The sequence below is a fragment of the Microcoleus sp. FACHB-SPT15 genome (assembly GCF_014849525.1).
Lineage (GTDB): Bacteria > Cyanobacteriota > Cyanobacteriia > Cyanobacteriales > Coleofasciculaceae > Symplocastrum > Symplocastrum torsivum.
The window spans coordinates 218,519-231,661 of record NZ_JACJNU010000053.1; the positions used below are offsets into that span (position 1 = coordinate 218,519).

The 13,143-nt window shown below is 46.2% G+C and carries 9 protein-coding genes and 1 riboswitch; of the genes, 4 read left to right on the forward strand and 5 right to left on the reverse strand.

The annotated features are described in order from the left end of the window. Positions 1 to 10: 10 nt before the first annotated feature. Positions 11 to 949: a hypothetical protein gene (locus H6F98_RS20010; RefSeq protein ID WP_192220453.1), complete on the reverse strand. Its 939-nt coding sequence runs from the start codon at positions 947 to 949 to the stop codon at positions 11 to 13. 157 nt (positions 950 to 1,106) lie between these two features. Here H6F98_RS20010 and H6F98_RS20015 point away from each other — a divergent pair, with 157 nt between their 5' ends. The 3 genes from H6F98_RS20015 (at position 1,107) to H6F98_RS20025 (ending at position 4,427) form a co-directional block, all read left to right on the forward strand. Further along, positions 1,107 to 1,532 carry a hypothetical protein gene (locus H6F98_RS20015; protein ID WP_192220454.1) on the forward strand — a complete coding sequence of 142 codons (426 nt, stop codon included), beginning with the start codon at positions 1,107 to 1,109 and terminating at the stop codon, positions 1,530 to 1,532. A gap of 201 nt (positions 1,533 to 1,733) precedes the next feature. Then, a complete protein-coding gene (locus H6F98_RS20020) occupies positions 1,734 to 2,942 on the forward strand; it encodes an RNA-guided endonuclease TnpB family protein (protein WP_192220455.1) in 1,209 nt (402 codons plus the stop codon). Positions 2,943 to 3,227: 285 nt separating this feature from the next. Next, positions 3,228 to 4,427 (forward strand): hypothetical protein, encoded by a 1,200-nt coding sequence (locus H6F98_RS20025; RefSeq protein ID WP_192220456.1) that lies wholly within the window; start codon positions 3,228 to 3,230, stop codon positions 4,425 to 4,427. Between the two features lie 404 nt (positions 4,428 to 4,831). Here H6F98_RS20025 and H6F98_RS20030 read toward each other — a convergent pair whose 3' ends face one another. The 3 genes from H6F98_RS20030 to H6F98_RS20040 form a co-directional block, all read right to left on the reverse strand. After that, on the reverse strand, positions 4,832 to 7,201 hold the full coding sequence (locus H6F98_RS20030) for a VIT domain-containing protein (protein WP_199348707.1): 2,370 nt from the start codon (positions 7,199 to 7,201) through the stop codon (positions 4,832 to 4,834). 110 nt (positions 7,202 to 7,311) lie between these two features. Further along, positions 7,312 to 8,712: an alpha-amylase family glycosyl hydrolase gene (locus H6F98_RS20035; protein ID WP_192220458.1), complete on the reverse strand. Its 1,401-nt coding sequence runs from the start codon at positions 8,710 to 8,712 to the stop codon at positions 7,312 to 7,314. A 379-nt stretch (positions 8,713 to 9,091) separates the two neighbouring features. Beyond that, positions 9,092 to 9,313 carry a hypothetical protein gene (locus H6F98_RS20040; RefSeq protein WP_242058612.1) on the reverse strand — a complete coding sequence of 74 codons (222 nt, stop codon included), beginning with the start codon at positions 9,311 to 9,313 and terminating at the stop codon, positions 9,092 to 9,094. 127 nt (positions 9,314 to 9,440) lie between these two features. Next, a riboswitch (cyclic di-AMP (ydaO/yuaA leader) is annotated at positions 9,441 to 9,561 on the reverse strand. Positions 9,562 to 9,635: 74 nt separating this feature from the next. On the opposite strand from H6F98_RS20040, the gene H6F98_RS20050 reads away from it, so the two are divergent. Further along, entirely contained in the window at positions 9,636 to 9,830 is a 195-nt protein-coding gene (locus H6F98_RS20050; protein ID WP_192220461.1) for a hypothetical protein, read from the forward strand. Between the two features lie 478 nt (positions 9,831 to 10,308). Here H6F98_RS20050 and H6F98_RS20055 read toward each other — a convergent pair whose 3' ends face one another. Beyond that, positions 10,309 to 12,792, reverse strand: a complete 2,484-nt coding sequence (locus H6F98_RS20055) for an ATP-dependent Clp protease ATP-binding subunit (RefSeq protein ID WP_192220462.1) — start codon at positions 12,790 to 12,792, stop codon at positions 10,309 to 10,311. Positions 12,793 to 13,143 lie beyond the last annotated feature (351 nt).

Below are 13,143 nucleotides of genomic sequence, written 5' to 3' on the forward strand. Positions count from 1 at the left end.
TTCTTTGAGTCTAGTTTGGCTTTGTTTTTCCTTGTGGGATGAGACTGCGATATTTCTCTAAGACGTTAGTGATCGCTTTTACTCGTCGCATTTGGTCGTCATAGACACATTGCCACTCGGTTGTCGGACGATTTTCTCTGGCACAGATGCCTATCAGTCCTGTTGCCTTGTTTGAACCCCCTTCTATATCCATCTCATTATTGAAGTTGAGGTAGAAGGACGCAGTCCTTGCCCAAGCAAGCGCTTCAATTCCTTTCAATCCTCCATTTCGGGCAATCGCTAAGGCTTTTGGGAAGTAGCGGGAGTGAATTGGACTAGCTTGATTGTATAAGTCTGCTGTGTTCAGTACTGCTTCTAAGTCGAGATTTGGGTCGATTCCCGCCGCGTTTAAGTCAAATAGCTGGGTTGGCAGACCATTGAGCGCTCGTTCTAAGCATATCCGCTCTGCTAAGGCAATATCTCCCTTGCTACGTCCTTGGTCGCTACAGGGACCATAGTTACTCACGACATCACCCCAACTTAAGTTTCCGGGGTCGGTGTGTCCAAAGTAGAACGGTGTCTGCTGCACATAGAGGGTACCGTCTTTTACAAGTAAGCGATAATTTCCCTCTGCCACACCAATCGCTACCATTCCTAATGATGTCGGAGCGGCAAACAGGGGAGAATAGCTTGTTAGGCTTTGCTGAAGGTCAAAAGGACGAGTGGGGACTTTTGAGTCACCTGCAAATTTCATTGAGCGATCGCGTCCAGTCATCGAAGTCGGCAGAGGAAATGTGGACAAATCCACCGCTTCAATCTTCCCTGGAGAGGTAACTGTAGATGGAATGCGATCGCTAGGCGTACTTGCTGATTGATTGAAACCCCGTCCTGAGAACAATAAAACGGCAAAGGCACCTGTCCCAACAAAGCTCAGTAACGTTACTCTGGATAACCAAACCCAATTAGACATGAATTACTCTTGAGATGTGTGACGGCTCAATTAATCTCCAACTCAACATTCTAGCGAGGATGAGAAAACCTTACTTTCGGATGTTCAATTGACCAGGGCTAAAATTTGAGAGATTGTTGCTTCCTCCTACAACCAAGTTGTTCTGAAAACATTGCTCATGACCACGTACAAAAAGCTAGTTAGCATCTACCTACCGGAGGAGCTTTATGAAGCCCTCATGTCCTATCAAGAGCAAAAAGGGTTGGAGGAGACTTCAAGCGCACTCAGCGAAATCCTGACTCAGTTTTTTGAGAGGGGCAATCAGGCGAAGCGTTATGCAGCTTTAGCGCAGGTGGAAGGACTTGAGGGAAAAGTTACTCGCTTGAGTGAGCAAGTCGCACAACTTCGCCAGAGTATCGCGAGTTCTATGCTGACCCAAGCGGCTCTTGATCTATCTACTTTAAGTAATGAAGAGGCTCATATCCGTAACCTAGTACAGCCGACTACGGTAACGTTTGGATGTAATAGCTTTGATGAATTGGAAGATGAACCGGACGAAGTTTTGACTGACTTCATTGAGCCAGAAAAACCTCCATCATTATAAATGGTATAAGCTTCCTGTAGGAGCAACAGTAGAGGCTGGTTCTCCCACAAAATGTAGTGTATGTAAGACCCCGCTCAGTGCCTCAAATTTACGAGTCGTGATGCGTAAAGCCCCCGCGCTCTACTCCGGGGGATATAAGCGAATAACCGAATTGATTCGGTCGTAACATGGTATGATTACGTCAGTGAACATAACGTAAACATGCTGGTATTTGAGGCAAAACTGGAAGGACTCGATGAGCAGTATCAAGCGCTGGATGAAGCAATTAGAACTGCTCGTTTCGTTCGGAATGCTTGCCTGAGATACTGGATGGATAACAAGGGAATTGGGCGATATGACCTGAGTAAATTCTGTGCTGTGCTTGCTGCTAATACTGAGTTTCCTTGGGTAGCCAAGCTGAACTCAATGGCTCGTCAAGCTAGCGCTGAAAAGGCGTGGTCTGCGATTGCTCGATTCTTTGATAACTGCAAGAAATCCTTACCAGGAAAGAAAGGATACCCGCGTTTTAAGAAAGAGCAAACACACGGGAGCGTTGAGTACAAAACCTGTGGATGGCGACTTTCTGATGACCGCAGATACATCACTTTCACTGACGGATTTAAGGCGGGAACCTTTAAACTTTGGGGAACCCGTGATTTGCACTTCTACCAACTTAAGCAATTCAAAAGGGTGCGGGTTGTGCGCCGTGCTGACGGGTATTATGCCCAGTTTTGCATTGACCAAGAACGAGTAGAAAGGCGAGAACCAACGGGTAAAACCATCGGTATTGATGTAGGGTTGAGCCACTTCTATACAGATAGTAATGGGGAAACAGTTGCTAATCCCAAGCATCTGCGAAAATCCGAGAAGTCTTTGAAAAGACTGCAACGCCGTTTGTCTAAGACTAAAAAGGGTTCCAACAATAGAGTCAAGTTTAGAAATAAACTTGCTCGTAAACACCTCAAAGTAAGTCGCCAGCGTAAAGACTTTGCTGTTAAGACAGCAAGGTGCGTAGTGAGGTCTAACGACCTCGTGGCGTATGAAGATTTGCAGGTGCGAAATATGGTCAAGAATCATTGCTTGGCTAAGTCGATTACTGATGCGTCGTGGTCGCTGTTTCGACAGTGGGTTGAATATTTTGGCAAGGTGTTTGGTGTGGTAACTGTGGCAGTTCCGCCCCATTTCACCAGTCAAAATTGCTCTAACTGTGGTGAGGTTGTCAAAAAGACTCTTAGCACCAGAACTCATATTTGTCCTCATTGTGGGCATACCCAAGACCGGGACTGGAACGCGGCGCGGAACATATTAGAAAAAGGACTAAGTACGGCGGGTCACGTCGGAACTAACGCCTCTGGAGAGACTGATCAATACTTGAGTGGGGAAACTCCTTCAAGCAAATCAACTCGTGGAAAGAGGAAACCCAAGGAGTGATCTTTGGAATCCCCGCACCTTGATTGTTGGGGAGGATGTCAAATCAAGTCTGGATTTCACTTAAGGTGGCTACAGATGTTTTGCCGCTTCTTGTCAATGCCTATTCAAAAGTCTGTCTTGACAAACTTCCTCGTCCCGACTACTGACACGCCCGACCTAGCTCTACCTCAACCTAACTTTTAGGGTTTCGCCTCGACTTCTTTCGGCACAATGAGTTCAATATTAAGTAAGTTGGTACAGCTAAGTGTTTAGGCTGAGATAAGCATCCTCTGTTGAACCACAAATATGAAAAAGAAACGTCCACAACAACAAGTAACACCCCCAACCAAGGGATTGAATATTCTTGCACTTAAGCGTTCAGCTTCCCAAGTCGAGCCGTCACAGGAACAACCAACAACGGTAGAAATTGAAAAGCCTGAAATAGATGCGGTCTCTACCCCGGAGCCAGAGGCACACAACCCAGTGGATGAGCTTGCTCCTGCCTCTTCTTCCATTTCCACCTCTTCCCCTGAGAGTAATGCGATCGCCTCTGACCCAGAATCGACCCAGTCGCCAATCCCCGACCCAGTCACCTCTGACCCAGAACAGAACCCGGAGCCAGTGCCCGACTCCATCGCCTCTGACCCAGAATCGACCCAGTCGCCAGTACCCGACCCAGTCGCCTCTGACCCCGCTGAGGCGGTCTTATTTCAAGCGGTTGGCATAATCTTCGGTAACATAACCAGCGAGGAGGACAAAACCTTTGTGACAATCGGTGAAAAGTCCTATGCACTCTATTATGCCAGCACCCACAAGCGGGCTTATGAGGCGCTTAAAAAAGAGATTACTTGTACCGGGATTACCCAGCAAAAGTTAATCGTCTATCCCAGGATTACTCACTTCCCTGGAGGAAAACAGCCCTACCGCCTAGCCTTCCAACTGGCAGGGTTTGTCGGTCACTCTGTGTCTGGAGAGGGAATTGAGAGTGTTCTGGAAGAAAACGAGTTCAAAATCTGTGGTTTATGGCAGTTCATTCCGGTTTGTCGGGTGCCGTGCATCTCAGTATTTAAAAACTTTGATAAGCAACGGCTTGAGTACATCAAATCGGCACCCTTGGACAAAAAAGTAAACTTCATGAAGGCATCTCACATTCCGGTACTCTGGCGAGATGCCCCTGTGCCCCCATTCCGGTTCAACAAAAACCTGGATAAAGAGACTCAGGGCAAAGCGTCCTTTGTGCAGATCAAAGCCCGGTTCAACAGCGCAAGCGACAACTTTGAGTTTGTATCGCTTTTAGGAATCCCTTCTGAGTCGCCACCTAATTACCTAAAAGCTGGTAAGAAGGATAAGCAAGAGGCAGCGAGGACAAAACTTGCGGCATCAAAAGCTCGGAAGCCTTTTTCTAAGCCAGTTTCAGGCAACAACGCTGCCCAACCCAACCCTGGTGCTACCTCCAAGCCTAAGCCTAAGCCTAAGCCTAAACCCAAGGTTGACACGCCTCAATAAAGGAGGCGACGCTCTTGTGGAGGCAGGGCACAGATACTTGAATTAATTCTCAAATATATTGGCTCCTTTGAAACTTCATCTAAGTGCTTCCAGAGAAGAGTCAGAAGACAGGGGGCGAGTGCCTGTTTACACTTCATTAATTCTTCATGAATGGGGGGGTGACACCCCTCATTCCTAAAGGTAATAATAAGGTTAGTAGATGCACCCTGATGACTGAGAGAGCCGCCTAAAGTGACTCTCTTATTTTTTTTGCAAAGCCTTTGCCCTCGTTAGCCGATTCGATGAAGCGATCGCCTTGACTGTCGTCTGTACTCATTTATCGTGGGAGACTTATCCACCCCCAGACCACCGCTAGTTATGGATTGGTCACAATTGAAGAGTTCTAGTGCTTTCCGGTTGCGTTCCTAAGTTTGGATACGCAACGTTAGGCAAACTGTACCCGTAGCAGATTGGGGGACTCGCCAGGAGATAAGCGATCGCTTAATCCTCTCAATTACGGCTAACTCTGTGAGCGTTGAAGCCTCCTCATCCAACACAATTCGTCCAACACGACCTTTATTCACTACAAACTCGAAGACAATTTCACCACTGAATCCAGAAGGTAAATTTAGTTGTTGTAGATGTCGCGTTAGATCTGCCACTGCTGCTTGATCCAATCCCGTGACGATGACGACTTGCAGTTGGGCATTACTTCTCACTGATCTTGAAGAAGACAAATCCTCATCATCAATCATTTGACCGATTAAGGTAACTTCCTCATCATCAATCATCCCAGGATCAATTAAGGTAGTATCCAATGCATCTAGACACTCTTGTTCTGGAGCCGCGAAACTCTCAAACTTCGGTGCGGCTAAGCCATAAGCACGAAGCTTCGCCCTCTGGAGCTGAATACCAGAAACATTAGCGCTGCCAAAAATTCCCTGATAGCTAACGCCTTGGGGCATCTCAACAGGAACTTGCATTGAGATAGATTCGCGTTCTGGATCGACACGCACATCATCACTCACAGCAACAAAGGCTGTATATTGTGATAACAACTGATACATCAAAGCTGTATTCGTAACTGCCTCAACCCCAGTCTTCGTTTCATAGCCGAACATTTGCTGCATCAAGTATTTAATCCGCGCCCGTCCCCACAACTGGGCAATGGCAGGATTGCCAGCTTTCTCAAAATTCAGGTTAAATGTCTTTTCGTAACGAGTTCCACGTGCCGCCGTCCCTGTAACGCGGAGCGTACCAACCGAATCGTCTTCTGGTAAAGGGGAAACTCGCCCAAACAAAACTAACGGTTCTTGGGTAAACAAGTCAGGAGGCGCAGAAGGATAAATTACTGCCTCCCCTGTACCTTCAAACGCAACTTGAATATTCGTCAGTACAGGATTATTGATTTGGCGGAAGAACTTCTCGGCAACATCCTCTATCGGTTCATTATGGCGGACAATTTGAGACGTTCCTCGACCAATCTCTGCAATGCGATTGAGCAAAAATCGGTTCGGTGAACTGCCGACACCAAAGCTATAAAGGCGATTTCCCGGTTGCAGCTTTTGTTGTACCTCGGCAAGAATTTCGTTGTCATTGCCAATGTAGCCATCTGTTAGCAGCACAATACTCCGCAAACGCCCTGCTGGTGCGGCAGGGAAATTCAGGACTGCACGAATGCCATTGAGTAAGTAGGTGCCCCCATTCGCTTGCAATTGATTGATGTAGTTAATTGCCTTAGTACGGTTCTGCGCTGTATTAGGCAAAGGGTGGGTCGATAACTGAGTCGTGGTATCAGAAAAATCAATAATCGTGAACGTGTCGTCAGGATTTAGCCCATTGATAAACCGACGCATCAATTCCTGAGATTTCAGTAAGGGGTCACCATGTTGAGAACCAGAAGTATCCATCAGGAACACGACATCCTTGGGTACAATCTCATTGCTGCGGTAGTCCAATGCCGGGATAAGATAAACCGCGAAGTGACCGCCTCGTTGATCTGACTGGCTAAGTACCGTTGCTTGAGTGTTGTCACTACTCACCTGATAACGCACAATCAGGTCTTTGTTGGGAATGGTGTCTTCCTTACCCAGTTTCACCCGCACAATTTGTCCATCCTGTTCAATTGTGAGTTGGTGGGAAGTGGAGCGAACATTACGAACTGGCACACCCGCATCAATCTCCACTGTCACACCGATGTCATGCCCAGAACGAGTTTCAGGAGGTATCACAGGCGGAGTGATGCGCGAAGCATCGGGAACTTGGTCAGTATCACCACTTTCATCAATCGGTGTACCAGGAATGAATCGGGGTCCAACAACCATCGGGAAGACAAATTCATAGTCGCCACCTGTGAATTTCAGGCTGTCGGTGTAGCGGATGGTAACGTCTATTGCTTCACCGGGTTTGATGTTCGCTAGCGATTGGGTGAAAATATTGTCTCGCTCTTGCTCTAAAAGCCCAGCCGTTCGCCCCTCTCGTCGCGCTTGTTCATAAATTTCTTTGGCTTCTTCCCGCTTTTTGATGTTGCCTTTGATAACACGCTCACCAATTTTAATTTCCATGTCATCCACTGCCGCTTCATCTGGCAACGGAAATACATAGATGGCTTCTAATGGTTCAGTGAAGGGATTTTCAAAGGTCTGCGTCACCTCTACTCGTGACAGATTTCCGGCAATTTTGCTAAGAACTTTCGTATGTTTCAGCGGGAAGACTAACTGTTTTTCGCCAGTTTTGACATATAAGCCTCCTAGCGACGGCTTGGAGTGTAACGGAGCATTAGCGGGCATAAGCATTTCCCCCAACAATTAGAATGCTAACCGTTGCCACGGTTCCAAGTGGCAGTTTCACCCATGTTAGCCTTGAACTTTAATCGCTTCTAGGAAAGTTGAAGAAGTATTAAATATCATTGGCATTTACTTGTAGAGGTTGGCACAAAAAAGAGTACATCTCTGGGGCTAACTTGAATGCCTCCCCTTTGTTTTGTCCCCCATCTTGTGATGTATTTTTGACCATCACCACCTTTACCAACTGCCATCGTAAAGTTATAGCGCAGTTCTTGGTAACAGCCAACTTCTAAACCTGGCATTTTTGCCGCCTTCACATCAAAAAATGTGCCAGCTTTATTGATGATTGCAAAACCCTTATCACCACGTTCAATAAAAAGCATATTGGGATTATCGGCACCTGGTGCGATTTCATTACCATTACGAAAGTATTGCGCCTCACCCATCATTTTATGGTGGAAGTAAACACCGGATTTGGTAATCGAATTCTGTACATCATCACGGTAGACAATCGGGAATCCTTCCTGACGAGCAAGGACAAAAGCATTGGCTAACATCGCATCTTCTTGGCTAGAAAATTTGAAGCCGATTTGATTGGTTGCTATGTCATGGTTTTGGGCAAACGTGACAGCTTTTGTTCCCGGTAGGGCTTTTCCCGAACTTGCTGGATTGATAAGCGATCGCAAATCACCGCCTAAACTAAAAGCCTCAATCATTGCACTCACTAGATGAAAGTCTGTTACTGAAAATACGCCTGTATATTCGTTGCTTTCTTCAAGTGTTTGTCCAATCACTTCACCATAAACGAATTTATCGGCTGGTACTACTGTCAGTACATCACGAAAGTAGTCAGGTTCAATATGCTTTGCGGCATCAAACCGGAAACCATCAGCACCAAGTGCCAAGAGTTTCTTCAGGTAATTTTTGGCTTCTTGTCGAACATGAGGCAAATTGGTATTCAAATCAGGAAGATTACAATTAATCCAACCTTGTGTAACGGAAGCGCGGTTACTGTAGTCGATGCAATTTTTGGGATGAAAATCCTGGGATGAGAAGCGAGGATACTTCAATGTTTTGACATATTCACCATAGTTCGCCATGTGATTGAGAACCACATCGACAATTATCTTCATCTTCCGACTATGGGCAGAATCAATGAGTGCTTTGAGGTCTTTTTCATTCCCTAAAGGGCTTTCAAGTACAGTATGGTCAATCGGTTGGTATCGCGCCCACCAATCGGATGCTGGATTACTCTTCTGAGGTGGCGAAACTTGGATGTAGGTAAAGCCTTGCTTTTGAAGCTCAGGAAGTTGTTTTTTGACCTCCCGTAGCCGCATATCAAACGCTTGATAAATTACGTCAGCACTAGAAACTTTTCCCTCATTGCCTCTAGAAGAACCATAAGGAGGAGTTTCATGTTCGGTAACTTCGCTCAACGGTGCTTGACAGGCAGACGTAACACAAAAAACAAGAATAAAAGCTATGCAGAATTTGAGGAGTAATTGAAACAGTCTGTGCATGAACAACCTTTCAAGTGAGTCAGGCAAGTAGCTATAGCAGAAGGCAGAGGGCAGAAGGGATGCATATTGACAACAAAAAACCTCGGTACTTACACCGAGGCTTTTGACTTATAGCTCTATGAGCCTATTTGTAGATTTTGCAAAAATATAGGCTGACACAGTACCAGTCGTTTCCCAATCTACCCAAACCAGGAGTAAAGCTATGACAATAGCTTGGCTAGTTGTGTTCAGCCTACTTATGCAAAGTAAACTCAGTCACTTTGCAGATACACCCAAAGTAAGCTTTGTTTTTTCTTACAACACCCTTAGACCAGGAGTAGTGCTTCTATGAAAAGAGACATACTCTTTTACCGAAAGAACAATTATAGCGTAATACAACCTAATTGCTCATTGCTTCTTTAGCGGTCTCAATGCGATCGCTTACCGAAGTCTTGGATCGAATTGATTGGTCGATGCAAAGTTTACCGTAATTCAAGGCTTCTTCAAGCGTGTAAAAGCAGAACGGCGCACTGTAAGAATGTCCTTCTGGGTCAATATAGTCAATAGCGATACCGTTTAATTCTTCGCTCGTGACTAGATTCCATTCCTTGTAACTCATCATTGCCCTAACCTCCATTAGTTTGTAGCGGTTTACGAGGTGGGTCAGGCAGCAGAATATCCCTGCAACTGATGTTACAGATATCTGCTTAGGAGACCCAAGGACTACGGCTTGTAAAAGCTTATGCCTATGGTGCTCCTCCCATTGCCGACGGAGTTAGCTGACGGGCTAAGACTGGAAGGTGTCTCTCTTGGTTACAAGATTAGCCCCACGATTTGGTTCCTCCGCTCTTTATCTGGCGTTCTGAAACGATTACGTTTGCCAGATAAAAATTAGGCTACCCACTGGAAAAAGAATAATTAAAATATAGGATAAGATTCGGCGTTTGTCAAGAACCCAAATCAGGGAAGACGCTAAACTTAATGCTTCCATGTATGGGCATGAAATAGGTGAGAAGCAAGCCGTAGACCGAAAACTCTTCCTTCTCCCCTACACCCCAACTATGCCACTTAAAATGCAACAACAAGACAGATTTATTGGGTGTTTAATCTATGCGATCGCTAAAAGAAGCAGCATTTAACGCAGTACCAATTCTTACTCTCATCCTGACAGTAGTAGCAGCCATCCCACCAAACACAGGCATTGTAGGAAGATATAGAATGCTCAGAATTTATTAGGGTTGCCACCTCATCTCTCCTATCCGCTGAAGGGTTACGTGATTCTTGGTTCAGTATCTGTTGCAGTTTGTCAGAAACACGCTCTAACCCATAGGTTTGTGCCACGATTAAAACCCTCTTAATGCTATTTAACTTAATTTTTCCTGGAATCTTCCTAGACAGAAGAGATTGTCTAAAAGCTACGGAAGTTGCCAGTCTCAAGGTTCAATTCCACATTAGCAAGTCTTGCCAATGATTTTCTCTGACTGCAATGTTTCTTTTCTGATTGAAATGTTTCTTTGAAATTGTCAAAAAAATCCGCTCTTGTATTAGCTACATAGCATCAAGAGCGGATGAGTTGAATTGTCTTTATTGCCTAACTAGCAGATAGAGGGGGTAATCTTAGCCAACAGCTTGAAGCAACAACTCTTGGCGCTTGCTAGGCAATACCTTCACTTGACCATCAGCATCAACATCAACCAATGCTGTGTCTCCATCGTTTACCTGACCAGAGAGCATTGCCTCAGCTAAGCTATCTTCCAGGAGGCGCATGATGGCGCGACGTAACGGTCTTGCACCGTAGTTGACATCATAACCTTGTTCCACCAAGTGGTCTTTAAACCGTTCAGTGACTTCCAGCGTGATTCCCTGCTCAAGTAAGCGTATTGAGATTTCACGGAGCATGATGTCAGAGATTTGCTTAACTTCATCTCTGGTTAGCTGACGGAAGACGATAATCTCGTCAAGGCGATTGAGAAACTCAGGGCGGAAGAATGATTTAAGGTTTTCATTCACCTGTTCACGGATACGGTTGTACCGTGCCTCATTTTCGTTGTCGGAGTAGTCAAAGCCGAAACCACTACCACCTTTTTCGATTGCCTTAGAACCGATATTAGAAGTCATGATGATCAACGTGTTCTTGAAGTCTACGGTGCGACCTTGAGCATCGGTTAAGCGACCGTCATCCAAAAGTTGCAGTAGCACGTTGAATACATCAGGATGGGCTTTTTCGATTTCGTCGAATAGCAGCACTGTGTAGGGCTTGCGTCGGACAGCCTCGGTGAGTTGACCGCCTTCGTCATACCCAACAAATCCTGGAGGCGAACCAATCAGCTTACTGACTGTGTGGCGTTCCATGAACTCGGACATATCGAACCTGATCATTGCCTCTTCTGAACCGAAGAAGTATGCCGCTAGGGATTTGGCGAGTTCCGTCTTACCGACTCCAGTCGGGCCAGAAAAGATAAAGCTAGCGATTGGGCGATTAGGACTCTTTAAGCCTACCCGCGCCCGACGAATCGCACGAGAGACAGCAGTAACAGCTTCCTCTTGACCAATCAGTCGCTGATGTAGGGTGTCTTCTATGTGCATCAGCAGTTCTGATTCGGATTCAGTCAGCTTGCTTACAGGCACTCCAGTCCAAGAGGCGACGATATGGGCGATATCTTCTTCGTCAACAATTGGCGTGAGGGAATTGTTTTGTTCCTCTGTGTTCTCAACAAGTACTTTGAGTTGAGCTTCAAGTTCCAATTCGCGATCGCGTAACTGTCCCGCTTTATCAAAATCCTGAGCTTTGACTGCCTCATCTTTCTCTTTCGTGCAGCAACGCAGTTCCTTCTTCAGTTCCTTGGTTGCAGGAGACGATTGGAAGTGCCTCAAATGAACACGGCTTCCAGCTTCATCAATCAAGTCAATTGCTTTATCAGGTAGGAAGCGATCTGAGATGTAACGGTCTGAGAGCTTCGCAGCCGCTTCTAGGGCATCATTAGAGATTTCAACCTTGTGGTACTGCTCGTAAGCGTCGCGCAGACCGTGCAGGATTTCAATGGTGTCATCCACCGAAGGTTCTCCGACCATTACTGGCTGGAAACGACGCTCTAGAGCCGCATCGCGCTCAATGTGCTTGCGGTATTCATCCAGCGTGGTCGCTCCTAAGCACTGCATTTCACCTCGTGCTAGAGCAGGCTTAAGAATATTTGCGGCATCCATACCGCCTTCCAGTGAACCTGCACCAACTAGGGTGTGGATTTCGTCAATGAACAAGATGATGTTCCCAGATTGACGCACTTCCGCCATGATTTGCTTAATGCGCTCTTCAAAATCACCCCGATAGCGAGTACCTGCCACTACTGAACCCATGTCCAGAGTAAATACCTGCTTATCTTCTAAAAGGTCAGGGACATTTTTGCTGACAATGCGTTGAGCTAAGCCCTCTGCGATCGCTGTTTTACCAACTCCTGGCTCCCCGATTAACACAGGGTTATTCTTGGTACGACGACCCAAAATCTGGATTACACGTTCAATTTCCTTAGCGCGACCGACAACTGGGTCAAGCTTCCCTTCTGCGGCAAGTTGCGTCAGATTGGTACCAAACTCATCCAAAGTGGCTTTAGCCCTTGAGGTACCGCCCATCATTGAAGGGTCTTGTCTAGTCGATGTGGAGGCGGCAGCTACTTCTCCTAATGCCCTAATGACTTGTGTGCGGACTTTCGCTAAGTCAACGTCAAGATTTTCAATTACTTTGGCAGCAACACCTTCTTTATCCTGAGTAATTGCCAACAACAGGTGTTCTGTACCAATATAGTCATGTCCAAGTTGACGAGCCTCTTTGAAGGCTTGCTCGAAAATACGTTTGGCTTTCGGGGTGAAGGGAAGTTCAGACTGAACATAGCGAGAGCCACGACCAATAGTTCTCTCAACTTCTTCCCGTGCGTTTTCTAGGTTAATGCCCAACTCAGCCAGCACAATCGCCGCAACACCCGTTCCTTCTTCAATCAACCCCAAGAGAATCTGCTCGGTTCCCACAAGATTGTGTCCCAGGCGACGTGCTTCTTCCTGAGCGAGCATGATGGCTTTGATGGCTCTATCTGTGAAATGTTCAAACATGGTGGGTTCACCTTACCGAGCGGTTTAATAAGTGGGTGAACTGAACATCACCCCTATATAAAGTTTTATGTACTTCGTAAATACAATGTATCCCTCTAAGGTGGACTTTGCTCAGTGGGCACAACCGTAATCCTTAGGAGTACTTGCCGTCTCTTCCGGAAGACGGACGTGCTTGGCTGCCCTATCTGTATCAGCCTTTATTGGGATGAAATAGAGCTACTTTGTTCGGGAGCATCCTAATTGTGCAAATACATTTTCTTGTGGGACAGGCTGGAAAGCCTGTCAAAGCTATAGGGCGGGCAGAATGCCCACCCCGCAATAAATAATTATTTCTGCGAAAATGGAATGTCA